The organism is Streptomyces sp. NPDC052016, assembly GCF_044548445.1.
Lineage (GTDB): Bacteria > Actinomycetota > Actinomycetes > Streptomycetales > Streptomycetaceae > Streptomyces.
The window spans coordinates 109,003-134,603 of the sequence record NZ_JBIUBX010000009.1; the positions used below are offsets into that span (position 1 = coordinate 109,003).

A 25,601-nucleotide genomic window follows, 5' to 3' on the forward strand; every position below is an offset into this window, starting at 1 on the left:
CTCCTCCTCCGGCGGTACGAACCCTCCCCGAGCCGTAGTACGGAGGTACCCCTAGGGGCAGTCCGCCGCGGGGCGGAGTGCTCCTCGGGGGCGGCTCCACCTTCCGGCGGCCCCGGTTGCCGCCCTACGAGCGGCTCCGGCTTCCGTCCTCGGCCCCTTCAGCCTTCACCCTCCCGCCGCGTCAGGGTCAAGTGGCAAGCTGTGCGGGCGGTTAGCTGCAAGGGGCACGGAATACGCCGGGAGGGCATCAGGTGGACGACACGAGAGCCGCGACACGGGAGGCCGCCCGCAGCACGGCCGGTGGGAAACGGGGAGCGGTCGTCGCCGCGCTCATGCTGTCCATGGCGCTGGCCGCCCTCGACTCCACGATCGTCGCCACGGCCGTGCCGCAGATCGTCGGCGACCTCGGCGGGTTCTCCGTCTTCTCCTGGCTGTTCTCCGGCTATCTGCTCGCCGTCACGGTCACCCTGCCGGTCTACGGCAAGCTCTCCGACACCTTCGGCCGCAAGCCGGTGCTGGTGGCCGGCGCGGCCGTGTTCCTGCTGGGCTCGCTGTTGTGCGCCCTCGCCTGGAACATGGGCGCGCTGATCGCGTTCCGTGTCGTGCAGGGCCTGGGCGGCGGCGCCCTGCAGGGCACCGTGCAGACGCTGGCCGCCGATCTGTACCCGCTCGAGGAGCGTCCGAAGATCCAGTCCAAGCTGTCCACGGTGTGGGCGGTGTCCGCCGTGGCGGGCCCGGGCGTGGGCGGGCTGCTGGCCGCGTACGCGGACTGGCGCTGGATCTTCCTGGTCAACCTGCCGGTCGGCGCGGTGGCGTTGTGGCTGATCGTGCGTCATCTGCACGAGCCGAGGCGGGAGTCGGGGGAACGCGCGCGTGTCGACTGGGCGGGGGCGCTGGCGGTGTTCGCGTGCGGCGGGGTGGTGCTGACCGCGCTGGTGCAGGGCGGGGTGGCCTGGCCGTGGCTGTCGGCGCCGTCGCTCGCGCTGTTCGCCGCGGGTCTCGCCCTGGCCGGCCTCGTCGTCGTCATCGAGCGCCGGGCCGCGCAGCCGATCATCCCGGGCTGGGTCTGGCGCCGCCGTACGATCGCGGCGGTCAACCTGGCGCTGGGTGCGCTGGGGCTGCTCATGGTGGCCCCTACGGTGTTCCTGCCGACGTACGCCCAGTCGGTGCTGGACCTGGATCCGGTGACGGCCGGGTTCGTGCTGTCGGTGTGGACGCTGAGCTGGCCGGTGTCGGCCGCGCTGAGCCAGCACGTCTACCGGCGCATCGGCTTCCGCGACACCGCCCTGATCGGTGTCGGCGCGGCCACGCTGGTGCTGCTGGCGTTCCCGTTCCTGCCGTACCCCGGCGAGGCCTGGCAGCCGACGGTGCTGATGCTGCTGCTCGGCGCAGCGCTGGGCCTGTTCCAGTTGCCGCTCATCGTGGGCGTGCAGTCGACGGTCGGCTGGTCGGAGCGCGGTACGACGACGGCGTCCGTGCTGTTCTGCCGGCAGACCGGGCAGACGGTGGGCGCCGCGGTGTTCGGCGCCGTCGCCAACGGTGTCCTGGCCGCACGGCTGGGCGGCGCGGGCGACCTGGACTCCGTCACGCGTGCCCTCGACGCCGGAGAGGCGCATGAAGCTACCCGGCGCGCCGTCGCGGACGCCGTGCACGCCGTCTACCTGGGCGCGGCCTGCGCCGCCGCGCTCGCCTTCCTGATCCTGCTGTGCGTGGCCCCGCGCCGTTTCCCGGTGCTGGGGAATCCGGGCGACTGAGGACGAACGGGCGTTCTAGACTCGCCGCCGGTCAGGGGGCAGGGCGCCGCGGGACCCCACGCCGGGGAACAGCCGGAACAACAGGGGGAGACACGACCGTCCGTACCTTGGATCCGCCATGCGCTTCGAGCGGGCCCCGGCGCCCTGGCCGCCCCCCTGCTGCTCGCCGGCTGCGGTTTCGACCTCGACGGGCCGGGCCCGGCGCCCGCCCCCGAGGTGACGTCCGTGCCGTCGGACGCCTCGGAGCGCCCGCTCGGCCCGGACGGGGTGGGGCCGTTCCGGCTCGGCATGAGCCTCGACGAGGCCGAGGCGACCGGGGCATGGGAGCGGCGCGCGGAGAACCCCGAAACCCGCATGGCCGACACCGGCACCGACGGCATCACGGTCGGCTGGTCGGGCGAGCTGAGCTGGGCGTCCACTCGCTCACCGCGGAGAACGCCCGCACCCCCGAGGGCATCGGACCGGGCTCCACCTACGCCGACGTCCGGCGCGTCTACCCGGAGCCCTCCGACCCCGACGACACGCTCGACGAGCAGCTGGCACTCCTCGGCACGGTCTGGCCGGCGGTGCCCGGCCACCCGGACACCATGTACGCGATCACATTCGACACCTCGCGGCTGACCGACCGCCGCCGACTGGGCTCGGCCACCGTCCAGGTCGTCGTCCTGAAGCTGAAGGCCGATGAGAGGTGCTGACGCGGCGGGGAGTCGGCCCATGCCGAGCCGCCGACGAGCCGCCGGCGCCGACAGGACGTCACACGAGCATCACCCGCCTTGTTAACGCCGGTAACACCCCAGGTCAGTAACGGTTCGACACGAGCAAGCGCATACCGACCGATCAGTTCGCCGAAACGCTCGCACAAGTGGCTACTGCCGGGTAACGTGCGTGACTCCCACCCCCCACCTCCCTGCGGTCCGCCGCCACGGACCCGAGCCATGCAAGGAGCCGGGATGTCCCACGACCCGCCCCCGCCCCACCTGACCTACCCCTGGCAGACGCCGCCACCGCCCACCGGGCCCGCCCACCGGCCCCCCGTCCACGCGCCCCTCGGCCACCACAGCGACCTGCGGGTCCTGCGCGGCGCCTACCGCCGCCAGCGGCGCGTCGCCACGCTCACCGCACTCGGCTACTTCGTCCTCTTCCTCGTCCTGTCCGCCTTCGCGCCGTCCCTGATGACCGACCCGGTCGCCACCGGCCTGCCCGCCGGACTGCTGCTCGCCCTGCTCCAACTCCCCGTCACCTGGCTGGCGATCGTCCTCTACGAACACACCGCGCGCCGCCACGTCGACCCGCTCGCCGACCGCATCCGCAAACAGTCCGCACTCGACGCCAAGCGCGCGACCCGCCACGAGGGGACGGCACGATGACACAGGCCGACGACGTCCGGCAGGCCGCCGGCTCCCTCACCGAACTCAGCGGCGACGCACAGACGATGTCCCTCGTCGCGTTCACCGCCGTGGTCACCGTCACCCTGCTGCTGTGCGTGATGACAGGCCCCGACCGCGACGACCTCGACGAGTTCTACACCGGCTACCGCTCCCTGTCCCCGCTGCGCAACGGCCTGGCCGTCGCCGGCGACTACATCTCCGCGGCCACCGTCCTGGGCACCGGCGGAGTCATCGCCCTGTACGGATACGACGGTGTCGTCCTCGCCCTGAGCACCGCCCTGTCCCTGATGCTGCTGATGTTCCTGCTCGCCGAACCCCTGCGCAACGCCGGCCGGTTCACCATGGGCGACGCCCTCGCCCTGCGCATGCCGGGGCGCGCGGTGCGCATCACCACGTGCGCGGTCACCATCGCCGCCCTGCTGCCGCTGATGCTGGTGCAGCTCGCGGGCACCGGCCAGTTGCTGGCGTTCCTCCTCGGCTTCTCCGGCGACTCGCTCAAGACGGCCTGCATGGTCGGCATGGGCGTCCTGATGATCAGCTATGCGGCGATCGGCGGCATGAAGGGCACCGCCCTCATCCAGATCGTGAAGATCGTGATGCTGCTCGGCTCCGGCGCCGTCGTCGCCGTCCTGGTCCTCCACCGCTTCGACTGGAGCCCGGGCACCCTCTTCGACGCGGCCGCCGACGGCAGCGGCATCGGCGACGCGTTCCTCCACTCCGGCCTCCAGTTCTCCACCGGCCCCTACCCCGGCCTCGACATGATCAGCTCCCAGCTCGCGGTGGTGCTCGGCGGCGCCTGCCTGCCGCACATCACCATGCGCATGTACACCGCCTCCTCCGCGCGCCAGGTGCGCCGCTCGATGTCCTGGGCGGTGTCGGGCGTGGCCCTGTTCGTCCTGATCATGACCGTCGTCGGGTTCGGGGCGACGGCCATGATCGGCCGCGCGGTGATCGCCCAGGCCGACGCGCAGGGCAACACCGCCTACCTGCTGGGAGCCCGCGCCGCGTTCGGCCAGGACGTGTCCACGGCGGAGACGCTGCTGTTCACGACCGTGACGACGGCGATCTTCCTCACCGTCCTCGCCTCGGTCGCCGGCATGATCCTCGCCTGCGCCAACTCCCTCGCCCACGACGTCTTCGCCGCCGGCTCGCGGGAGACCTCCCCCCGCCGCGAGATGCTGCTGGCCCGCCTGTCCGCCCTGGCCGTCGGCGTCACGACGATCCTGCTGGCCGCCCAGGTCCAGCACCGCAGCCTCCAGCCGCTGATCACCCTCTCCTTCTGCCTGGGGGCCTCGGCCCTGGCGCCCGCTCTGGTCTACAGCCTCTTCTGGCGCCGCTACACCCGAACGGGCCTGCTGAGCACCCTCATCGGCGGCACCCTGTCCGTCCTCCTCCTCATGCCGGGCACCAACCTGGTCTCCGGTTCCCCCGCCGCCGCCTTCCCCGACGCCGACTTCAACTGGTTCCCGTTCACCACCACCGGCCTCGTCACCATCCCCCTGGGCTTCGCCCTCGGCTGGCTCGGCACCCTCGCCTCCGGCCGGCGCGACGCCGAGCAACAACGCCGCCGGTACGAGGCGGTGGAGGGCGGGATCCTCGCGGGGGCGGTGCGCAAGGAGAACTGACGGCCGCCCCACCGTACGGCGCACGGGGTCAGCGGACGGTCACTCCACCGCCTGCCCCGTGAGCACCTTCAGGCTGGTGCGCATCTGGTCCATGTGCGCCTGTACGTCGTCCCAGCGCTCGCCGTGCTCACGCAGCACCCGTTCGGTCTCCCGCGCGATGCGCTCCTCCCGCAGACGGGCCTCGGCGAGGATCTCGCCGGCCCGTGCGCGAGCCTCCTCCTGGCGCCGGTGGGACGCCTCCTCGGCTTCGGCGAGCTCCCGCTGCGCCTCGGCCAGCTTCTCCTCGGCGCGGGCCAGCGACCGGGCGTGCTGCGCGTCGAACGCCTCGGCGCGTTCGGTGACCTCGCGGTCCAGCGCGGCCAGCCGCGCGGCGTGCTCCTTCTTCGGTTCGACGAGCAGGTAGGCGGTGCGCCGCCGCACCTCGCGCAGCTCCTCGAGCGACTGGCCCCGGAACTCCTTCACCTTGCGCCGGGCGGTGACACGGATCCCGTGCGCCTCGGCGCGCGCGGCGAGCGTCCGCCGACGGGCGTACTCCTTGGCCTCGGTGCGGAGCGCGTCCGCCTCCTCCTGCGCCGCCTGACGCATGTTGAGGGCGTGCTCCTCGGCCCTCGCGACGTCCTCCTGCGCTTCACGCCGGGCGGTTTCCCGCACGCGGGCCGCCTCTTCCTGCACGAGCTCGAAGAGGCTCCGCGCGCGCTCCCCGAGGCTGTCGTAGGTCTGCGGCCCGATCTCGGACACGGCCTCACGCAACCGCTCGGCCTCCTCCATCATGTCCTTGACGAGCACCGTCAGCCGGGCCACACGCTCCCAGGCGGCGTCGCGTTCGGCGGAGAGCGCGGCGGTGTACGTATCGACCTCTTTGGGCCGGTAGCCGCGCCCGAGGACGGTCACGAACCCCGGCGGTGACACTCTTGCGCTGCTCATCCTGTAGCCCCTCTCCACCAGACGGACGCGAAATGATGATTTCGTGCATATCTTGATGTATCGGGCTTAAGTGTTCATAACGCGACACTCCGGAACGATTCGCGGGCAATCTTGCAACAAAAAGGGCCGGGCCCGGTCATACGACCCGGCCCGGCCCTCGACACACACGGTGTCAGCGGGACGTACCCCTCACAGCAGCCCGTCCCACATCTGCTCCAGCAGCACCGACCACCAGCTCTCCGGCGAACCCAGCGCCGCCGGATCCAGCGACGCCAACTGGGCCTGGAAGTCGACCGTCCAGCGGCCCGCCTGCTCCTGGTTCAGGCCGAACCGCAGCCGCCACATCCGCCCGAGCAACGCCAGGCAACGCGCGAACTCCGGCAGCCCGGTGTTCACGAACTGCGGCGGCACCGGCGCCCCGCCCGGCCCCGCCTCCACGGGCACCGCGACGATGTTCGCCGTCCCGTACTGCACACAGATGGCCTTGCCGAAGTCACTGCCCATGACGAGGTACGAACCCGCGTCCGAGGCCGGCTGCACACCCCGCTCGGCCGCCAGCTCCGCCAGCGTCGGCACCGGCCGCCCCGGCTGGGCCTGCGCCCAGAAGAACGGGCCCATGTCCATCGGCAGACCCGCCACCACCAGCGTGTGCGCCACGACCGGCGGCACACCCTGCCGGGACACCGCCGCCTGCTCGAACCGGAACACCCCCGGCCCGAACGCCGCCCCCAGCTCCTGCGCGATCGCCTCCGGCGGAACCGGCGGCACCGGCTGCACCGGCGGCAACGGCGCCCGCACCGGCGCAGGACGCGCGGGACCATCGGCGACCTGGTGCAACTCGCCCTGATGCGCCAGCAACTGCTGCATCCCCTGCTGCCGGCTCGCGTGATCCGTGCCGTACGGCGCGATGCTCGTGATCCGCGCCTGCGGCCACTGCTCCCGGATCATCCGCGCACAGTACGCACCCGGCAGCTCACACGACTCCAACTCCGTGTGCAGCTCCAGCACCTGGTCCGGCGGCACGTTCATCGCCCGCAGCTCATGGAAGATCTGCCACTCCGGGTGCGGCGTCCCCGGCGCCGAACGCCGGATCAGCTGCTGCTCCGAACCGTCCTGAGCGCGGTAGCGCAACACGGCCTGATAGCCCGGGCCGACCGTCGGCTGCCCCTGCTGCGGATAGCCGTACGCAGGCGGCTGCCCCGGCACGGGCGCCCCCGGCGGGGGCATCGCACCGGGCGGTGGCATCGCACCCGGCGGCACCGCGCCCGGAGGCATCGGCTGCGGCGCACCCGGAGGCATCCCGGGGACACCCGGACCACCCGGCGCGCCGGGGGCGGGCGGCGGGGGCACACCCGGGCCGCCCATCCGACCCGGATCGGCCAGCATCGTCGCCGCATGGTGCACCCCACCCGGAGGCGTACCCCCACCGGCGTTCGGCGGAGCAGGCGTACTCGCCCCACCGGGGACACCCGGCGCACCCGGCGGGTTCGGCAGGCCCGGCGGGTTCGGCGCGCCCGGAGCACCCGGAGGCTGCGGCGCACCCGGAACTCCCGGGGGCTGCGGCGCGCCGGGGGCCGGCGGCGGGGGCACACCCGGGCCGCCCATCCGACCCGGATCGGCCAGCATCGTCGCCGCATGGTGCACCCCACCCGGAGGCGTACCCCCACCGGCGTTCGGCGGAGCAGGCGTACTCGGCCCACCGGGGACACCCGGCGCACCAGGAGCACCCGGCGGGTTCGGCGCACCCGGGGCCCCCGGCCCGGCCGGACCCGCCGGCCCCTCGGGGCCGAGCGCGGACACGAGCTGCGTGGGCACGTAACCACCCGCCGGAGTACCCGGCGCACCAGGTCCGGAGGCGGGCGGAGGGGGAGGCGTGGCGCCCGGTCGCGCACCCGGCGTTCCCGGCACACCCGGCGGAGGCGGCGGTGTCGCCCCGCCACCGCGGGCACGACGCGGCGGCGGCGCCGCCTTGCTGGTCGCGGCGTCGGCGATGTCACCGGCGTTCGGCGGGAGCGGACGCGCGGGGGTCGCCGGAGCACCCGGCGCGTTCACCGCACCGTGCGGAGGGGTGCCCTGCGGGGGCGCGGCCTGCGGAGGCACGCTGTGCGGAGGCGTGCCCTGCGGGACGCCCGGAGGCGGAGTACCCGGGCCGGCCGGAGCACCGGGCCCCTGCGGATAACCGTACGACGGCGGAGGCGGCGGCGTGTTGCCCTGCGCGCCGCCCGGGCCCGCCGACGCCGGGGGCATGCGCCCCGGCGCGTTCGGGTCGTCGAGCGCCGGCGCGACGGTCGTCGCCGGAAGCTGACTGCCACCCGACATCAGAGCCGTCTTGGCGTCGGGCAACGAGGACGGCGGCGCGTCCTCGTCCGAACCGCTCAACGGCGGCGCGAACACCGTCGCGGGAAGCGGCACCGAACGGTCCTCACCGGAATCGGCGTTGGTGTCCGTACCCGTCCACGGCGTGGCCCCGACCGGCGTGGCCGGCGTCCCCGGAACGGACGGCACGGACGCACCGGCCGCACCCGCCCCGGCCCCAGCGCCAGCACCGGCACCCGCGTCCACAGGCACCCCGGCCTGCGTCTGCGGCAACGCCGGATCAGGGGTCACCGGCCCACCGGCACCGACCGACCCACCGGAGGAACCGAGCGAAGCGGGGGAACCGGCAGAACCAGCCGAACCGGAGGAACCAGAAGAACCGGACGACCCGGAGGCCCCCGAGGACTCCGCCCCCCGCTGCTCCCCGATCCCCAGCCTGTCCGCCGCCTCCTGCAACCACTCCGGCGGCGTCAACAAGAACGACGTCTGGTTCAGGTCCACCCGAGCCGCCGGCGCCGGCGCCGGCTCGGCCGCCTCGCCCTCCGGACGCCCGTACTCCTCCTCGTACCGGCGAATCACCTCACCCACCGGAAGCGACGGCCACAACGACGCCTCGCCACTGTCCCGGGCGAGCACCAACCGCTGCGCACCCCCGTCCGAACGCGGGCCCTCCGCACGGTCCTCGCCCCACACCACGAACCCGAGCCCGAACTCCCGCACCCGCACCTCACGATGCTGGTACGCCGGAACGTCCCCGTTGATCCACTCTTCACCGCGCTCCTGCGCCTGCGCGAACGTCACCATCGCCGGATCACTCCCCCGCACCGACGGACGACACGGAAACGGCCCGCGCGAACCCACCGTCCACCATCAGGTTCGCCACCGTCTCCAACTCCGGCGGACGACCCGCCAGACGCGACAGGAACACGTCGAAATCCTCACCGCACGACAGCAACAACCGCTCCACCCGCTCCGCCGGCGACCACGCCGGATCCACGTCACGCGCGTCGTCGTACGCGCAGAACCACACCGAACCGATCCGGTCACCCTTCACCTTCACGGCCAGCAGACCACCCTGCACGAAACCGACCCCCAGATAGTCCTTGGTCAGGTGATCACGCAGGCACTTGTTCACGTACACCAGGTCGTTGACCGCCGCCTCGTCCCGCACCGTGAAGAACGGCTGGTCCACCAGCAGCCCCAACTCCGCGTCCAGCGCGGCCCCCACCGGCGCACACCCACCCGCCGCCTTCAAAAACGACCGATACGCACCCGGCAACCGGTACCCCAGGTCCTCCTCGACCCCCTGCACCTGCGCCTCCGTCACCGCCACACCCGACTTCGGCAGCCCGAAATGCGCCGGACGCGTCTCCTGCAACGGACGCGTCCCCCGCTTCGACTGATCCACCACCGACGTCGCGATCCCACCGTGATGCCGCAACAAGGCCTTCACCTCGACCGGCACCAACTCCAGCCGCCGCGAACCCACCACGTGGTGCCACGTCCAGCCGTGCGGAGTCGCCACACTCTCCACCGTGTCCCACAGCTCATGGCCCGACGCCGCCAACGCCGCGTTCGCCGACACGTAATCCGTCAGCCGCAACTCGTCGACACCGAAACCCTCCGGGGGCTCCGCGATCTCCGCAGCCGCCCGCGCGTACGGCGAGAAGTCGGGGTAACCACGCTCGTCGACCCGTACCCCCCTCGGGTGACGCGCGGCCCGAACCGGATCCGGGAAATGCACGACCTGCCCGGCGTAGGCCGCGTTCGGCGGCGCGGCTTGCTGCCCGAGCCGACCTGTCGTCATGGCGGTTGCCCCCTGCGGCACTCTGTACGGACCACAGCCGCCGGTTCCGCTTCCGGTCCCGACCACCACGCCCCGTATCCGACTGTCTCCAACGGTCTCCAACGCGCGTCAACCGCGCGCCAGGCGGTGCCGACAGCCTATGCGGTACGACGACACCGGTCACCGGCCCTCCACTTCCGTGACCAGCCGTCACCCTGGCGTGACAGCGTGCCCCGACCCGGGCGTGTCGCACCGCCCCAGCTTCCGCACGCGCCACGCCATTTGGCACCCTGTGTCCTCCGGGGGATGCACGGGAGGGGAAAGACGATCATGAACGCCACGCAAACAGGACCACACACCGGCCACTCCGGCGACCCCCGGATCGGCTGGAGCAACAACGACACCCCCCACGCACCCACCCTCCGCCACCGCCGCGACGGCATACTCCCCACCGTCGCCGCCGCCCTCTCCGTCCGCGGCGCCACCCTCACCGGCACCGCCGCCCGCGGCGACCAGCCCCCCGCGCTCCACCCCCTCGTCCAGGACTTCCTCGACACCCTCACCAGCGGCCAACGCGACCGCTTCACCGGACGCTGCGCCGAAGCACTCCTCATCTCCCGCCACATCGCCACCGTCGACGCCGCCCGCAGCAAACGCGCCGCCCGCAGACCCATGACCAACGGCGAAGCCCGCAAAGCCCTCAAACACGCCAAACTCACCGCCCGACGCATCCGCGAGGACGGCGACCCCCTCCACGGCAGCTTCGCCACCCCCTGCCGCGCCTGCACCGCCCTCAGCGCCCACTTCGGCGTCCGCATCGTCGACCCCACGGCCACCGACGGCTGACCCCCCACCCCCACCGAACGAACACCCGCACCACCTCGACGAACGAAGGGCAGATGCACCCCGACCGCACCTCCACCACGCGCTTCCCCGTACCCGTCGACGCCGCCCTCCGCGCCGCCGGCTGGCAACCCGGACGCTGGGACATCAAACAAGCCGAGATCTGGGCCGACACCCTCCGCGACCACACCTCACCCGCCGGCCACCGCCACGCCGTCTTCCCCGCCGCCGTCGAAGCCTGGGCCGAATTCGGCGGCCTGCGCATCACCCCCACCGGCCCCGGCCGCCAGATCGCCCCCGCCACCCTCGACCTCAACCCCCTCCACGGCCTCCACCTCGCCCGCACCCTCGCCGACCTCGGCCGCGCCCTCGACACCGACGTCGCCCCCCTCGGCGCCGAAAGCGACACCCACTCCCTCCTCGCCATCGACACCGAAGGCCGTATCTACGCCCTCGACCACACCGGCGACTGGTACCTCGGCCCCGACATCGACCACGCCCTCGGCGCCCTCGTCTCCGGCATCGAACCCGTCCGCCTCACCGCAGGCTGACCGAACCCCGACGCCGCCACCCCAGCGGCCCCCTCCGTCGGCACCCCTACGCCGCCGGAATCACCGCCGACACCCGGAAACCCCCCGCCTCCGTCGGCCCCGACACGAAGACGCCACCCAAACCCACCACCCGCTCCTTCATCCCCACCAACCCATTGCCGCCCGACGGCAACCGCGCCGACGACGCCGACCCCACCTCCGGCGGCGGCTCGTTCTCCACCTGCATCGCGATCTCCGCCACTCGATGCGCCAACCGCACATGCGTCTTCGCCCCCGCCGCATGCTTGTGCACGTTCGTCAACGCCTCCTGCACCACCCGGTACGCCGTCTGCTCGATCTCCGGCGCATACCCCCGCACCTCCCCCTCCACCGACAGCTCCACCACCATCCCCGCAGCCGCCGACTGCCCCACCAACTCCTCCAACTCCGACAGACACGGCCCCTCACCGTCCTCCCCCACCCGCGCGGCCACCGCGGCCACCGCCGCCACCGGCACCGACGCCCGCCGATCCCCCACACCGTCACCACTGCGCAACACCCCGAGCATCTCCCGCAACTCGGTCAGCGCCTGCCGCCCCATGTCCCCCACCAGCGTGGCGTTCTTCACCGCCTTCTCCGGATCCTTCCGCGCAACCGCCTGCAGCGCCGCCGCGTGCACCACCATCAGACTCACCCGGTGCGCGACCACGTCATGCATCTCCCGCGCGATCCGCGTCCGCTCCTCGTTACGCGCCCACTCCGCACGCTCCTCCGCCCGCTCCGCGAGCAACTGCAGCTCCCGCTCCAGACTGTCCGCCCGCTCCCGCAGACTCTCCATGAGCCGCCGCCGCGCCCCCACATACAAACCGAGCAGCAACGGCGGAGCCGTCAGCCCCAGAGACGTCGCGATCGACGCGAACGGTACGAACCAGTCCCCCAGGTCGAGATCCCCCCGCACCATGTCCTGCCGCACCCGCACGAACGTCACGATCAACGTCCCCACCAGCTGCATCCCCGCCAGCGCCCCGATGATCCGCCGGGGCAGCTCCGACGCGGCCAGCGTGTACAGCCCGACGATGCCCATCAGGAACCCCATCTGGGCAGGCGTGATCGCGATCGACACCAGCACCACCGCGATGGGCCACTGCCTGCGCACCAGCAACACCGACCCGGCGAACAGCCCGAACACCACCCCCGCCGGCACCGGGATCCCCGCGTCCCGCGCGAACGGAACACCCTCCATCGCGCACTCCGCGGCGGACACCGCCGCGAGACTCCAGTCGAACACCGCACTGCGGCGCCTGCTCCACCACAACGGCCCTCCCCGAGCCGTCGTGCGCTCTTCCCCCGTCGTGGTCATGCCCCCAGCCTACGGGCGTCCGCCCCGGCTTTTCCGGCGAGTTTCCACGACCGGCTCACACCACACCCCACAACCGAACAACACCGAAACCCACCGGTATCCCTCGAACTGCTGAACCACCCCCGTTCGACCCCGGAACCGTCCATTCCGGCCGGACGGTATGCGCATGGCACATAGCCCCAGCAAATACGCCGACTTCGAGGGCCTGCGGGAGAAGGCGGTCGCCCTGCGACGCGCGGGCCGCAGCCTCCGGCAGATCCGCGACGAACTGAAGATCTTCAACAACGACATCCTCAACCAGCTGGTGAAGGGCGAGCCGCCGCCCGAGTGGACGAAGAGGCCACGCGCCAAGGACGACCTGCGCGCCCGGGCGAGGGAGCTGCGCCTCCAGGGCTGGACGTACGACCGGATCGAGGCGGAGCTGGGGTGCTCCAGGAGCTCGGTCTCACTGTGGGTGCGGGACCTGCCGAGGCCGGAGCGGAAGCGAACCCCGGAAGCGGCCGCGGCAAATGCGAGGCGCGGCTGGGAAGCGAAGCTGCGGATCCGGGACGAGGAGCGTCAGCGCACCAAGGCGGCTGCGAAGCAGGCGGTCGGAGACCTCTCGCCGCGGGAGTTGTTCCTTGTGGGCGTGGGCCTCTACTGGGCCGAGGGCGGCAAGGACAAGCCGTACGAGCGCCGCGAGAACGTCACATTCGTCAACAGCGACGCGGGGATGATCGAAGTGTTTCTCGCCTGGCTCGACCTCCTCGGCATCGCGCGCGAGCGCCTCAGGTTCTCCGTGATGATCCACGAGACCGCGGACGTGACGGGCGCCGAGGAGTACTGGGCCGGCCTGGTCGGCGCCGACCGTTCCCAGTTCAACAAGACGACACTCAAGAAGCACAATCCCAAGACCGCCCGGAAGAACATCGGCGAGTCCTACCGAGGCTGCCTGGCCATCAAAGTCCTGAAGGGTGCGGACTTGTACCGTCGCATCGAGGGCTCCTGGTACGGCATAGTGGAGTCCGCGCGTGAAGCCGATCAGCCAATTCGGACATAATGCGTGAACCGTCCCGGATCGTCTAAGGGCAGGACAAACGGTTTTGGTCCGTTGAATGAGGGTTCGAATCCTTCTCCGGGAGCCCACGACACACAAGTCCCGAGCTCGGGCCCTGACAGCAACGTCAGGGCCCGCTCTCATGTCCCCCAGGAAACGCCCCGGTATCCTTCGGGTGTCCCCACCCCTACACAGCCGAAGGGCAACTCCGTGAGCGCCATTCGCCCGGCAGCCGTCGTCGTTCTCGCAGCGGGTGAGGGCACCCGTATGAAGTCGGCCACACCCAAGGTCCTGCACGAGATCTGTGGTCGCAGCCTCGTCGGTCACGTCCTGGCCGCCGCCCGTGAGTTGAAGCCCGAGAACCTGGTCGTCGTGGTCGGGCACGCGCGGGAGAAGGTCACCGCGCACCTGAGCGAGATCGACCCGGACGTGCGCACCGCGATCCAGGCGGAGCAGAACGGCACCGGGCACGCGGTCCGGATGGGCCTGGAGCAGCTCGGCGGGGCCGTCGACGGGACGGTCGTCGTCGTTTGTGGGGACACGCCTCTCCTCACGGGTGCGACGCTCGCTCAGCTCGCGGCGACGCACCGGTCCGACGGCAATGCCGTGACGGTGCTGACGGCGGAGGTGCCGGACGCGACCGGGTACGGCCGGATCGTGCGGGACCCGGCTTCGGGGGCCGTGACGGCGATCGTGGAGCACAAGGACGCGTCCGAGGCGCAGCGGGCGATCCGGGAGATCAATTCCGGGGTGTTCGCGTTCGACGGGCAGCTGCTCGCGGAGGCGCTGAAGCAGGTGCGTACGGACAACAGTCAGGGTGAGGAGTATCTGACGGACGTCCTCGGCATTCTTCGGGAGGCGGGTCACCGGGTCGGTGCGTCGGTGGCGGCCGATCATCGTGAGATCGCCGGGATCAACAACCGTGTGCAGTTGTCGGAGGCTCGTCGGATTCTGAACGACCGGCTGCTGACGGCGGCGATGCTGGCGGGGGTGACCGTGGTGGATCCGGCGACGACGTGGGTGGATGTCACGGTGACGTTCGGGCAGGACGCGGTGGTGCATCCGGGGACGCAGCTTCTGGGTTCGACGCGTGTCGGTGAGGGTGCGGAGGTCGGTCCGAACTGCCGGCTGAGGGACACGGCGGTCGGGGCCGGTGCTCGGGTGGACAACACGGTTTCCGACAGTGCCACCGTCGGTGCGGGCGCGTCGGTGGGGCCGTTCGCCTATCTTCGTCCGGGTACGCGCCTGGGTGCGAAGGGCAAGATCGGTACGTACGTGGAGACGAAGAACGCGTCCATCGGTGAGGGGACGAAGATTCCGCACTTGTCGTACGTGGGTGACGCGACGATCGGTGAGTACACGAACATCGGTGCTGCGAGTGTGTTCGTGAATTACGACGGGCAGGACAAGCACCACACGACCGTCGGGTCGCACTGTCGTACGGGGTCGGACAACATGTTTGTGGCTCCTGTCACGATCGGGGACGGGGCGTACACCGCTGCGGGGTCGGTGATCACGAAGGATGTGCCGGCGGGTTCGCTGGCTGTGGCCCGTGGTCAGCAGCGGAATATCGAGGGTTGGGTGGCTCGTAAGCGTCCGGGCAGTGCGGCGGCGAAGGCGGCCGAGGCGGCTTCCCGGCAGGGTGGCGGCGAGGACTGACCGGAAACGGGCGCTGCGAACACGGCGTACCGTGATAAGTGCACATCCGCACCCCACCAGCTGAGATGGCCCGTCGCGCCCAGTGGCGAGGTCTCTCGACTGCCGGCTGAGAAACCTCTGAGGAGACAGTGCTGTGACCGGGATCAAGACGACCGGCGAGAAGAAGATGATGTTCTTCTCCGGCCGCGCCCACCCCGAGCTTGCCGAGGAGGTCGCCCACCAGCTGGGTGTCGGGGTCGTCCCGACGAAGGCCTTCGACTTCGCCAATGGCGAGATCTACGTCCGTTACCAGGAGTCGGCTCGTGGTGCGGACTGTTTCCTGATCCAGAGCCACACGGCGCCGATCAACAAGTGGATCATGGAGCAGTTGATCATGATCGACGCGTTGAAGCGTGCGTCGGCGCGTTCGATCACGGTGATCGTGCCGTTCTACGGTTATGCGCGGCAGGACAAGAAGCACCGTGGGCGTGAGCCGATCTCGGCGCGTCTGATCGCGGATCTGATGAAGACGGCGGGTGCGGACCGGATCCTGACGGTGGATTTGCACACGGACCAGATCCAGGGCTTCTTCGACGGTCCGGTGGATCACCTGTTCGCTCTGCCGTTGCTGGCGGACTACGTGGGCGCCAAGGTCGACAAGGAGAAGCTGACGGTCGTGTCTCCGGACGCCGGTCGTGTGCGTGTCGCCGACCGTTGGTGCGACCGGCTGGGTGCGCCGCTGGCGATCGTGCACAAGCGGCGTGACAAGGACGTGGCGAACCAGGTGACGGTCCACGAGGTCGTGGGTGAGGTCAAGGGCCGGGTCTGTGTGCTCGTGGACGACATGATCGACACGGGTGGCACGATCTGTGCCGCTGCGGATGCGCTGTTCGCGCATGGTGCGGAGGACGTCATCGTGACGGCGACGCACGGTGTGCTGTCCGGGCCGGCCGCCGACCGTCTGAAGAACTCGAAGGTGAGTGAGTTCGTGTTCACGAACACGCTGCCGACGCCGACCGAGCTGGAGCTGGACAAGATCACGGTTCTGTCCATCGCTCCGACGATCGCGAGTGCGGTGCGTGAGGTGTTCGAGGACGGTTCGGTGACGAGCCTGTTCGACGAGCAGTGAGCCGCTGACCGGGGCGCTTGATCGATTCTGCTGATCGATTTCTCCGCGGCCTCCCGCGCCGAGTAGACTGTCCGGGTTGCTCGGCGAGGGAGGCCGTTCCCGTGAGACGGGGTCGGCGGTCCGTTATCGACGCGCTCTTCGTAGCAGGCCGTTCGTGGCCGGGTGACCACGTCCGTTCCTAGTTCCTACGAGGAGTGATCCATATGTCCGAGGTGAAGCTCGCCGCCGAGACGCGCACCGAGTTCGGCAAGGGTGCCGCGCGTCGTATCCGCCGCGACAACAAGGTTCCGGGTGTTCTGTACGGGCACGGTTCCGACCCGCTGCACCTGACGCTGCCGGGTCACGACCTGCTGCTGGCGCTGCGTACGCCGAACGTGCTGATCTCGCTGGACATCGACGGCAAGACCAACGAGCTGGCGATCCCGAAGGCCGTGCAGCGTGACCCGCTGAAGGGTTTCCTGGAGCACGTCGACCTGCAGCTGGTGAAGCGTGGCGAGAAGGTCACGGTCGAGATCCCGGTGCACGCCGAGGGTGAGCTGGCTCCGGGCGGCAACCTGCTGGAGCACGTCCTGAACGCGCTGCCGGTCGAGACCGAGGCGACGCACATCCCCGAGGCCGTCACCGTGTCGGTGGAGGGTCTGGAGGCCGGTGCCTCGATCCACGCCAAGGACATCGCGCTGCCGAGCGGCGTGACGCTGGCTGTCGACGAGGACGCGGTCGTCCTGCAGGTCCTGGCCGCGCAGGTCGAGGAGGCCGCGGAGGGCGAGGAGACCGCGGGCGAAGAGGCCGCGGAGGCCTGATCCTCGCCTTCGTCGTTCGTTCGTCAGCCGCTGTTCCCGTGCGTCGTGCACGGGGTCAGCGGCTGGCGCGTATCAAGGAGACATGCACGTGACGAGCGACCCCAGTGCCCCTTGGCTGATCGTGGGGCTGGGCAATCCGGGTCCGGAGTACGCGATGAACCGGCACAACGTGGGGTTCATGGTGGCCGATCTGCTGGCGGAGCGGGTCGGGGGGAGGTTCAAGCGGGCGAGCAAGGCGCAGGCGCAGGTCGTCGAGGGGCGGATCGGGCCGCCGGGGCCGGCGAACCGGCGGGTGATCCTCGCGAAGCCGATGTCGTACATGAACCTGTCCGGTGGTCCGGTGAACGCGCTGCGGGACTTCTACAAGGTGCCGGTGGCGAACATCGTGGCGGTCCATGACGAGCTGGACATCGACTACGGGACCTTGCGCTTGAAGCTGGGTGGCGGTGACAACGGGCACAACGGTCTGAAGTCGATGACGAAGGCGTTCGGTGCGGACTATCACCGGGTGCGGTTCGGGATCGGGCGGCCGCCGGGGCGGATGCCGGTGGCGGACTTCGTGTTGAAGGATTTTGCGTCGGCGGAGCGCAAGGAGCTGGACTACTTCGTGGACCGGGCGGCGGACGCGGTGGAGTGTCTGGTGATCGACGGGTTGGAGCGGGCGCAAAGCACGTACAACTCCTGACTTGTCCCCCGGCGAAGTTGACGGGCCGTTCAGGCATGGCCAATGATCCCCGCCATGCCTGCCACAGCCGCCTCCTCTCGCCGGGCGTCGTCGCGTCGGGCGTCGCCGTCCCGTAAGGGGTCCTCCCGCCGGGGGGCCGCCCGCCCGTCCCGTCAACTCTCGGTCGCCGCGCTGCGGTTCGGCCGGCTGGCGGCGATGGCCGCGGTCGCGGTGCTCATCCTGGTCGCGGGGGTGTGGGGGTCGTGGGGGACCGCGCAGCACGTGATGCTGACGAAGGGGCGGGAGCAGGGCACGATCGAGGTGGCGCGGTGCGGTGCGGAGTCGTGTTCGGGGCCGTACAGGCCGTTGTCGGCGGGTTCGCAGGCGCGGACGCGGGTGGTGATCGAGAAGACGGTGGCCGTGCGGGCGGGGCAGACGTACACCGTGGTGGTCAAGCCTGAGGGTGACGAGGTGGTGCGGTCCGGTCCGGCGGGCGTGCTGTATTCGTGGGTGCCGATGGGCGGGGCGCTGCTGCTGGCGTCGGTGGTGGTCGCGGGCGGACTGGGGCGGACCCGGGTGGGGTGGGTGCTGGCGGGGTCGGGGGTGGCGTTGTTGACGGCGGTGTTCGTGACGATTTGAGGGTTGGGGCGTTCCTCAGTCTGTGGAGAGTGTGTGTGTTGCCTGTTCGTGATTGACCCTCGGTCAGTCCCGGCTGGATGCTGAGCCGCCCCCTCCACGTCTTCCCGTTCGTATCTCGAAGATGGACGACTGCCCCATGCGTAACCTCTCCCGCGCCGGCGCCCTGTCCGCCGTCGCCGCGGCCGCGCTGTGCGTGGCCCCTTCCGCTCATGCCACCCCGCCCGGGGACAACGGCACCGTCAAGATCCACGATGCCGCCACCGGGGAGGAGTTGCGGCACAACGAGCCGCACGTCTGCACGTTCTACCTGGACGCCTTCGGTTTCGACAGCGGTCAGCAGGTCGCCTGGCACATCGAGGCGTGGGCGCCGTCCGCCGGCGTCAAGGGCGAGACCGTGAAGTCCGGCACGCTGACGCTGGACGGCTCGGGTCACGGCCGTACCCAGGATCTGTCGCTGCCCGACGGGCACTACAAACTGTTCTGGAACTTCGACGGCGAGAACGGGGCCGCGAAGCACAAGGTCTTCTGGACGGACTGCGAGGACGAGGAGGGGGGTGGCGGTCCGGGTTCCCCGGCGTCGCCCTCGGCGTCCTCGTCGCCGTCCTCGATGTCGCCGTCCTCGCCGTCCTCGCCCTCGGTGTCGGCGTCTGTCGCGCCGGGTTCCTCGACCGGGTCGTCGTCCTCGCCGCAGGGCGGTGGCGGTGACCTGGCCGAGACGGGCAACGGCGCCCCGGTCGGCGTCCTCGCGGCTGTCGCGGCGGCGCTGCTCGCCGCGGGCGGCTACCTGCTGGCGCGTCGCCGCCGCGGCTGACGGCGCTGCGCATACGAGGGGCGCCCCCGAGTTCGTACGAGCTCGGGGGCGCCCCTCGTGTGTCGTGCGGGTCAGCCGGTGTTGCGCAGGCCGGCCGCCACGCCGTTGACGGTGAGGAGGAGGGCGCGGGAGAGGAGGGGGTCGGGTTCCTCGCCGGCGGCCGCGGCGTCACGCTGGCGCTTGAGGAGCGTGACCTGGAGGTAGGAGATGGGGTCGAGGTAGGCGTCGCGGATGGTGAAGGTCTGCTTGAGGACGGGTGTGGCGTCGAGCAGTTCGCGTTCGCCGGTGACCCGCAGGACTTCGGCGACGGTCAGCTCGTGCTCGACCTTGATGGTGTCGAAGACGTGCTTGAGCTCGTCGGGGACGAGGGTGTCGACGTAGTGCTGGGCGATCCGCAGGTCGGTCTTGGCGAGGGTCATCTCGACGTTGGAGATGAAGTTGCGGAAGAAGTGCCACTGCTCGTGCATCTCGTCGAGGACGGTGTCGAGGCCGGCCTCGCGCAGGGCCTTGAGGCCGGAGCCGACGCCGAACCAGCCGGGGACGATCTGCCGGGACTGGGTCCAGCCGAAGACCCAGGGGATGGCGCGCAGGCCGTCGAGCGAGACGCCGGAGCCGGGGCGGCGGGAGGGCCGGGAGCCCAGGTGCAGGTCGGCGAGCTGGTCCACCGGCGTCGACGCGAGGAAGTACGTCGGCAGGTCGGGGTCCTCGACGAGGCGACGGTAGGCGGCGTGGGCGGCGTCGGAGACGACGTCCATCGCGGCGTCCCAGCGGGCGAGGGCCTCGTCGGACTGGCGGGGGGCGGTGTGCAGGGCGGAGGCCTGGAGGGTGGCGGCGACGGTCAGTTCCAGGTTCTCCCTGGCGAGGGAGGGGATGAGGTACTTGTCGGAGATGACCTCGCCCTGTTCGGTGACCTTAATCTCGCCTTCGAGGGTGCCCCAGGGCTGGGCGAGGATGGCGTCGTGGGAGGGGCCGCCGCCGCGGCCGACGGTGCCGCCGCGGCCGTGGAACAGCCTCAGCCGCACCCCGTACCGGTGGGCGACGTCGCGCAGGCGGCGCTGTGCGCGGTGGATCTCCCACTGGCTGGTGGTGATGCCGCCGAACTTGGAGGAGTCGGAGTAGCCGAGCATGACCTCCTGGACGTCGCCGCGCAGGGCCACCAGGCGCCGGTACGACGGGTCGGAGAGCATGTCCTCCAGGATGGTGTCGGCGGCCTTGAGCTCGTCGGTGGTCTCCAGCAGCGGGACGATGCCGATCTTCGCCCAGCCGGCGTGGAGGTCGATGAGGCCGGCCTCGCGGGCGAGGACGGCGGCGGCGAAGACGTCGTCGGCGCCCTGGCACATGGAGATGATGTACGACTCGATGACCTCGGGTCCGAAGACCTCCAGGGCGCGCTTGACGGTGAGGAAGACGCCGAGGGTCTTCTCGCCGGCCGCGTCGACGGGGGCCGGGGTGGGGGCCAGCGGCCTCCTGGACCTGAGTTCCTTCGCCAGGAGCTTGGTGCGGTATTCGCGGGGCATGTCCGCGTAGCGCCAGGACTCCTCGCCGAGGCGGTCGAAGAGCTGGCCGAGGGCGTGGTGGTGGGCGTCGGCGTGTTCGCGGACGTCCATGGTGGCGAGCTGGAGGCCGAAGGCGGCGAGGGTGCGGATGGTGCGGTTCATGCGGCCGTCGGCGAAGAGGCCGCCGCGGTGTTCGCGCAGGGAGGTCTGGACGAGGGTCAGGTCCTGCAGGAGTTCGCTGGTGCCGAGGTAGTCGCGCCCGGGGTCGTGGGGGGTGCCCTTGGCGAGGCGCTGCTTGGTGTTCTCCAGCTTCTGCCGGATGCAGGTGGCCTTGAGGCGGTAGGGCTCTTCGGCGTTGAGGCGCTTGTAGCGGGGGCTGATCTCGGGCAGGCGCTCGAGGTCGGTCTTCAGGGACTCCAGGAGTTCCTCGGTGGCGCCGGTGTACCGGATGGAGTTGGAGAGGAAGCCGCGGAGTTCGTCGATCATCTCCAGGGCGTCGTTGATGCCGTGTTCGTGCTGGAGGATGAGGACGTCCCAGGTGACCTGGGGGGTGACGTTGGGGTTGCCGTCGCGGTCGCCGCCGATCCAGGTGCCGAAGGTCAGCGGGCGGGTGTCGTCCGGGAGGGTGATGCCGACGCGCTCGAGTTCGGCGGTGAGGTCCTCCAGGACGTCGCCGACGGCGCCCGCGTGGAGCTCGTCGAGGTAGTAGATGGCGTTGCGGGCCTCGTCGGCGGGCTCGGGGCGTACGACGCGCAGTTCGTCGGTCTGCCAGACGAGGTCGATGTTCTCCGCCAGCCGGGTGTCGTGGCGGCGGCGGTCGGACTCGATGACGGGGGTCTCCAGGAGCGCGGCGATGCGCCGGAGCTTGTTGAGTACCGACCGGCGTGCGGCCTCGGTGGGATGGGCGGTGAAGACGGGCCGGACGTTGAGGTTGCGGACGGTCTCGCGGACGTGCTCGGGGTCGGCGTCCTTGAGGCGGTCGGCGGTGCGGGCCAGGAGGCCGCCCTCTGCGGCGCGCTTGGCGCGCAGTTCGCGGCCGCGGTGGACCTGTTCGGTGACGTTGGCCAGGTGGAAGTAGGTGGAGAAGGCGCGGACCAGCTTGGCCGCGGTCTCCAGTTCGGTGCCACGCAGCAGTTCGGCGGCTGCCTCGCCGTCCTCGCGGGTGAGGCGGCGGACCTTCTCGACCAGGTCGAGGAGCTCGGGGCCCTCCTGCCGGACGAGGGTCTCACCGAGGAGGTCACCCAGTCGGCGGATGTCGGCGCGCAGCTCGGTGCTGGTCGTGGTCTGGTCGTCGGCACTGCTCACAGGTGCGGCTCCTTGCAGTGTTGAAGCTCGTCTGGGAGGGAACCCGTCAGCCGGGCCGGGCGGCGGCTGCCGCATACGGGCCGGACATCAGGGAAGAAAACAGAGCGGACCGCGCTGTCCGACCGTCTCCAAGGATAGGTGTCCGTGCGGACGGGCAGTTTCTGGGGCTCTTGCCGCCGGGCTACGCACTGCCATACTTACGACGCCGTAGGTTACGGAACCGTAGGAAGTACACAGCGGCTGCCGGCCCGGCATCTGTCTCACATCCACGACCCCCCAGGGGACGCGCATGACCACAAGCTCCGACGTGATCGAAGACCCTTCGAAGGAGCCCGACTCCTCCACGCCCTCCGCAACGCTGGGCGGCGAACAGAAGCGTTCGATCGAGCAGATCACGCTGCTGCTCTTCATCACCGTCCCGTTCCTGGCGCTGCTGGCGGCGGTGCCGCTGGCCTGGGGCTGGGGGGTGAGCTGGCTGGACCTCGGTCTGCTGGTCTTCTTCTACTTCCTCGGATGCCACGGCATCACGATCGGTTTCCACCGGTACTTCACGCACGGCTCGTTCAAGGCCAAGCGGCCGCTGCGGATCGCGCTGGCGATCATGGGGTCGATGGCGGTGGAGGGGCCGCTGGTGCGGTGGGTGGCCGATCACCGCAAGCACCACAAGTTCTCCGACGCGGAGGGCGACCCGCACTCGCCGTGGCGGTTCGGGGAGACGGTTCCGGCGCTGATGAAGGGCCTGTGGTGGGCGCACATCGGCTGGATGTTCGACGAGGAGCAGACTCCGCAGGACAAGTACGCGCCGGACCTGATCAAGGACAAGGCGATCCGGACGATCTCCCGGCAGTTCGTGCTGTGGACGGCGGTCTCGCTGGCACTGCCGGCGTTGATCGGCGGGCTGGTGACGATGTCCTGGTGGGGCGCGTTCACCGGGTTCTTCTGGGGCTCGCTGGTGCGGGTGGCGCTGCTGCACCACGTGACCTGGTCGATCAACTCGATCTGTCACGCGGTGGGCAAGCGTCCGTTCAAGTCGCGTGACCGTTCGGGGAACGTGTGGTGGCTGGCGATCCTGTCGTGCGGGGAGTCGTGGCACAACCTGCACCACGCCGACCCGACGTCGGCGCGGCACGGGGTGGAGCGCGGGCAGCTCGACTCGTCGGCGCGCTTCATCCGCTGGTTCGAGATGCTCGGCTGGGCGTACGACGTGCGCTGGCCGTCACGCTCGCGTATCGATTCGCGCCGGAACACGGGCGGGGACGGCTCCCGGCGCCGGAAGGTGACCGCTGAAGCGGCATGATGGACGCCGTGGCGACCGACTCCAGCAGTAACCCGAGCAATGAGAAGCCGCGGCGAGCGCGTCGCACCCGGATGACCGGTGCCGAGCGCCGCCAGCAGCTGCTGGAGATCGGTCGCACCCTCTTCGCGGCGAAGGGGTTCGAGGGCACGTCGGTGGAGGAGATCGCGGCGAAGGCCGGAGTGTCCAAACCGGTGGTGTACGAGCACTTCGGCGGCAAGGAGGGGCTGTACGCGGTCGTGGTGGACCGGGAGATGCGGCGCCTGCTGGACATGGTGACGAGCTCGCTGACCGCCGGGCACCCGCGTGAGCTGTGCGAACAGGCGGCGTTCGCCCTCCTGGACTACATCGAGGAGTACACGGACGGTTTCCGCATCCTGGTACGGGACTCGCCCATCCCGCAGTCCACGGGTTCTTTCGCCTCCCTCATCTCGGACATCGCCACACAGGTGGAGGACATCCTGGGCCGCGAGTTCAAGAGCCGCGGTTTCGACCCGAAGCTCGCGCCGCTGTACGCGCAGGCGCTGGTGGGGATGGTCGCGCTGACCGGGCAGTGGTGGCTGGACGTGCGCCGTCCGAAGAAGGCGGAGGTGGCGGCGCACCTGGTGAACCTGGCGTGGCACGGTCTGGACGGGCTGGAGCAGAAGCCGCGGCTGATCGGGCACCGCAAGAGCTGACACGTGACCTGGGGGCCCCGTCCGGCGGACGGGGCCCCCAGGTGTCTGCGGGGAGCGGCCGGTGCCGGCGGCCGCGGTCGCTCAGTGCTTGAAGGTGTCCTTGGTCTTCTCCTTGGCCTGGCGCGCGTCGCCCTTGACCTGCTCGGCGCGGCCCTCGGCCGTCATCCGCTCGTTGCCCACGGCTCGGCCCATCGTCTCCTTGGCCTTGCCCTTGGCCTGTTCCATCTTCGCCTTGGACTTCTGGTCCCCGGACTTCCGCTGTCGTGCCACCGTCAATCACCTCACGCGGCCGTTGCGTCTTCGCCTGCTCCCCCGGGTGACCCGCTCGCGCGCGGCTCAAACGCGGGGCTCCAGGAACTCCAGGCGGTTGCCGACGGGGTCGTGGGCGTAGAAGCGCCTGTGGCCGGGGAGGTCGCCGTCCCAGGTGACGTGCACGCCGTGGGCTTCGAGGCGGCCGGCGTACGCCTCGATGGCGGTGACCCTCAGACCCGGGTGGGCCTTGCGCGAGGGCCGGAAGCCGTCCTCGACGCCGAGGTGGAGCTGGACGTCTCCCGCCCGGAACCAGCAGCCTCCTCGCGCGGCGAGGGCGGGGGGTTTGGGGATCTCGGTCATGCCGAGGGCGTCGGTGTAGAAGGGGCGCAGGAGGTCCTCGGAGCCGGGTGGGGCGGCGAGCTGGACGTGGTCGACGGCGGTGAGCACGGTCAGGCCTTCTTCCGGGCGACGGCGAACAGGCGGCAAAACGGCAGGACCGTGCCGTAGGCGTGGCGGGGGTAGGCCTCGCGCAGCAGGTCGCGGTAGTCGGCGACGAAGGCGTCGCGGGCCTCTGGGTCGTCGGCGAGGGCGGTGAGGACGGGGCGCAGGCCGGTGCCCTTGACCCAGTCGAGGACGGCGTCCTCGCCCTGGAGGACGTGCTGGTAGGTGGTCGTCCACACGTCGGTGTCGCAGCCCAGGCGGGCGAGCCGGTCGAGGTAGACGCCCGGGGCGTGGACGGAGTCCTCGGGGCGCAGCACGTGGCCGAGGCGGTCCTTCCAGCGGGTTGTGTTGCCGAGTTCGCGCATGAGGGCGTGCAGGGGTGCGTCGATGTTGTGGGGGACCTGGAAGGCGAAGGTGCCGCCGGGGGTGAGGCCGTCGAGCCAGGCGGGAAAGGCGTCGAGGTGGCCGGGGACCCAGTGGAGGGCCGCGTTGGAGACGATCAGGTCGTAGGTCTGTGTCGGCGCCCAGGTGGTGAGGTCGGCGTAGGCGAAGTCGAGGTGTGCGCCCGCGTGCGCCTGGGCCCGGTCGAGCATCTGGCGGGAGTTGTCGTAGCCGGTGACGCGGGCGGTGGGCCAGCGGTCGGCGAGGACGGCGGTGAGGGTGCCGGGGCCGCAGCCGAGGTCGGCGATGCGGGGCCCCGCGGGTGGTCGCCGGGGCGGGTCGGGGACGCGGGCGAGGAGGTCGGTGAAGGGGCGGGCCCGGTGGCCGGCGTGGCGCAGGTACTGGGCGGGGTCCCAGGTGGGGTTGGTCATGTCTCCTACTTTCCTCCCGACCTTCTCTCGACGTCAAGAAGCTCGATATCAAGAGACTTCACGTCGACACAACCACTACAC

Annotated in this window: 23 protein-coding genes and 1 tRNA gene; 16 read left to right on the top strand and 8 right to left on the bottom strand. The window is 70.9% G+C overall.

Going from position 1 to position 25,601, the window contains the following annotated elements:
• Positions 1 to 251: 251 nt before the first annotated feature.
• The 4 genes from ACIHAR_RS13525 to ACIHAR_RS13540 all read left to right on the top strand — a co-directional run bounded on the left by ACIHAR_RS13525 (position 252) and on the right by ACIHAR_RS13540 (position 4,767).
• The gene (locus ACIHAR_RS13525; protein ID WP_400019264.1) at positions 252 to 1,754 is read left to right on the top strand and encodes an MFS transporter; all 1,503 of its coding nucleotides are present in this window, start codon (positions 252 to 254) and stop codon (positions 1,752 to 1,754) included.
• A gap of 320 nt (positions 1,755 to 2,074) precedes the next feature.
• Entirely contained in the window at positions 2,075 to 2,449 is a 375-nt protein-coding gene (locus tag ACIHAR_RS13530) for a hypothetical protein (protein ID WP_400019266.1), read from the top strand.
• A gap of 255 nt (positions 2,450 to 2,704) precedes the next feature.
• Entirely contained in the window at positions 2,705 to 3,121 is a 417-nt protein-coding gene (locus ACIHAR_RS13535; RefSeq protein ID WP_400019268.1) for a DUF485 domain-containing protein, read from the top strand.
• Entirely contained in the window at positions 3,118 to 4,767 is a 1,650-nt protein-coding gene (locus tag ACIHAR_RS13540) for a cation acetate symporter (protein ID WP_365466301.1), read from the top strand. The genes ACIHAR_RS13535 and ACIHAR_RS13540 overlap by 4 nt, the downstream gene beginning before the upstream one ends.
• A 39-nt stretch (positions 4,768 to 4,806) precedes the next feature.
• Here the strand turns inward: ACIHAR_RS13540 and ACIHAR_RS13545 are convergent, their stop codons facing one another.
• From ACIHAR_RS13545 to ACIHAR_RS13555, 3 genes are all read right to left on the bottom strand, one after another.
• A complete protein-coding gene (locus ACIHAR_RS13545; protein ID WP_400019271.1) occupies positions 4,807 to 5,691 on the bottom strand; it encodes a cellulose-binding protein in 885 nt (294 codons plus the stop codon).
• A 189-nt stretch (positions 5,692 to 5,880) separates the two neighbouring features.
• Positions 5,881 to 8,811 (bottom strand): SUKH-4 family immunity protein, encoded by a 2,931-nt coding sequence (locus ACIHAR_RS13550; RefSeq protein ID WP_400019273.1) that lies wholly within the window; start codon positions 8,809 to 8,811, stop codon positions 5,881 to 5,883.
• Positions 8,812 to 8,818: 7 nt separating this feature from the next.
• On the bottom strand, positions 8,819 to 9,814 hold the full coding sequence (locus ACIHAR_RS13555) for an SMI1/KNR4 family protein (RefSeq protein WP_400019414.1): 996 nt from the start codon (positions 9,812 to 9,814) through the stop codon (positions 8,819 to 8,821).
• 309 nt (positions 9,815 to 10,123) lie between these two features.
• Here ACIHAR_RS13555 and ACIHAR_RS13560 point away from each other — a divergent pair, with 309 nt between their 5' ends.
• Positions 10,124 to 10,639, top strand: a complete 516-nt coding sequence (locus tag ACIHAR_RS13560; RefSeq protein ID WP_365466297.1) for a YwqJ-related putative deaminase — start codon at positions 10,124 to 10,126, stop codon at positions 10,637 to 10,639.
• A gap of 53 nt (positions 10,640 to 10,692) precedes the next feature.
• Positions 10,693 to 11,187, top strand: coding sequence for an SUKH-3 domain-containing protein (locus ACIHAR_RS13565; protein ID WP_365466295.1), 495 nt, complete (start codon positions 10,693 to 10,695; stop codon positions 11,185 to 11,187).
• A 46-nt stretch (positions 11,188 to 11,233) separates the two neighbouring features.
• Here the strand turns inward: ACIHAR_RS13565 and ACIHAR_RS13570 are convergent, their stop codons facing one another.
• The gene (locus ACIHAR_RS13570; protein WP_400019276.1) at positions 11,234 to 12,526 is read right to left on the bottom strand and encodes a sensor histidine kinase; all 1,293 of its coding nucleotides are present in this window, start codon (positions 12,524 to 12,526) and stop codon (positions 11,234 to 11,236) included.
• A gap of 166 nt (positions 12,527 to 12,692) precedes the next feature.
• On the opposite strand from ACIHAR_RS13570, the gene ACIHAR_RS13575 reads away from it, so the two are divergent.
• From ACIHAR_RS13575 to ACIHAR_RS13610, 8 genes are all read left to right on the top strand, one after another.
• Positions 12,693 to 13,565, top strand: a complete 873-nt coding sequence (locus ACIHAR_RS13575) for a helix-turn-helix domain-containing protein (protein WP_400019278.1) — start codon at positions 12,693 to 12,695, stop codon at positions 13,563 to 13,565.
• An 11-nt stretch (positions 13,566 to 13,576) separates the two neighbouring features.
• Positions 13,577 to 13,647 (top strand) — tRNA-Gln (locus tag ACIHAR_RS13580).
• Positions 13,648 to 13,772: 125 nt separating this feature from the next.
• Entirely contained in the window at positions 13,773 to 15,221 is a 1,449-nt protein-coding gene (gene glmU, locus ACIHAR_RS13585) for a bifunctional UDP-N-acetylglucosamine diphosphorylase/glucosamine-1-phosphate N-acetyltransferase GlmU (protein ID WP_365466289.1), read from the top strand.
• Between the two features lie 133 nt (positions 15,222 to 15,354).
• Complete coding sequence (locus ACIHAR_RS13590; RefSeq protein ID WP_360344691.1) at positions 15,355 to 16,329, top strand: ribose-phosphate diphosphokinase; 975 nt, start codon at positions 15,355 to 15,357, stop codon at positions 16,327 to 16,329.
• Between the two features lie 203 nt (positions 16,330 to 16,532).
• Positions 16,533 to 17,129: a 50S ribosomal protein L25/general stress protein Ctc gene (locus tag ACIHAR_RS13595; RefSeq protein ID WP_365466286.1), complete on the top strand. Its 597-nt coding sequence runs from the start codon at positions 16,533 to 16,535 to the stop codon at positions 17,127 to 17,129.
• Positions 17,130 to 17,211: 82 nt separating this feature from the next.
• Positions 17,212 to 17,814, top strand: a complete 603-nt coding sequence (gene pth / locus ACIHAR_RS13600; protein WP_400019282.1) for an aminoacyl-tRNA hydrolase — start codon at positions 17,212 to 17,214, stop codon at positions 17,812 to 17,814.
• A 42-nt stretch (positions 17,815 to 17,856) separates the two neighbouring features.
• Positions 17,857 to 18,432, top strand: coding sequence for a hypothetical protein (locus ACIHAR_RS13605; protein WP_400019284.1), 576 nt, complete (start codon positions 17,857 to 17,859; stop codon positions 18,430 to 18,432).
• Positions 18,433 to 18,568: 136 nt separating this feature from the next.
• The gene (locus tag ACIHAR_RS13610) at positions 18,569 to 19,243 is read left to right on the top strand and encodes an LPXTG cell wall anchor domain-containing protein (RefSeq protein ID WP_365466280.1); all 675 of its coding nucleotides are present in this window, start codon (positions 18,569 to 18,571) and stop codon (positions 19,241 to 19,243) included.
• Positions 19,244 to 19,314: 71 nt separating this feature from the next.
• On the opposite strand, the gene ppc is transcribed toward ACIHAR_RS13610, so the two are convergent.
• Entirely contained in the window at positions 19,315 to 22,044 is a 2,730-nt protein-coding gene (gene ppc, locus ACIHAR_RS13615; protein WP_400019286.1) for a phosphoenolpyruvate carboxylase, read from the bottom strand.
• Positions 22,045 to 22,333: 289 nt separating this feature from the next.
• Here ppc and ACIHAR_RS13620 point away from each other — a divergent pair, with 289 nt between their 5' ends.
• The gene (locus ACIHAR_RS13620; RefSeq protein WP_400019288.1) at positions 22,334 to 23,341 is read left to right on the top strand and encodes an acyl-CoA desaturase; all 1,008 of its coding nucleotides are present in this window, start codon (positions 22,334 to 22,336) and stop codon (positions 23,339 to 23,341) included.
• Positions 23,338 to 24,015, top strand: coding sequence for a TetR/AcrR family transcriptional regulator (locus tag ACIHAR_RS13625; protein WP_365466276.1), 678 nt, complete (start codon positions 23,338 to 23,340; stop codon positions 24,013 to 24,015). Before ACIHAR_RS13620 ends, ACIHAR_RS13625 begins: the two co-directional genes overlap by 4 nt.
• 81 nt (positions 24,016 to 24,096) lie before the next feature.
• Here the strand turns inward: ACIHAR_RS13625 and ACIHAR_RS13630 are convergent, their stop codons facing one another.
• The 3 genes from ACIHAR_RS13630 to ACIHAR_RS13640 all read right to left on the bottom strand — a co-directional run bounded on the left by ACIHAR_RS13630 (position 24,097) and on the right by ACIHAR_RS13640 (position 25,520).
• A complete protein-coding gene (locus ACIHAR_RS13630) occupies positions 24,097 to 24,285 on the bottom strand; it encodes a CsbD family protein (RefSeq protein WP_365463651.1) in 189 nt (62 codons plus the stop codon).
• 66 nt (positions 24,286 to 24,351) lie between these two features.
• Complete coding sequence (locus ACIHAR_RS13635; RefSeq protein ID WP_400019290.1) at positions 24,352 to 24,714, bottom strand: VOC family protein; 363 nt, start codon at positions 24,712 to 24,714, stop codon at positions 24,352 to 24,354.
• 2 nt (positions 24,715 to 24,716) lie between these two features.
• Positions 24,717 to 25,520, bottom strand: a complete 804-nt coding sequence (locus ACIHAR_RS13640; protein ID WP_365463657.1) for a trans-aconitate 2-methyltransferase — start codon at positions 25,518 to 25,520, stop codon at positions 24,717 to 24,719.
• Positions 25,521 to 25,601 lie beyond the last annotated feature (81 nt).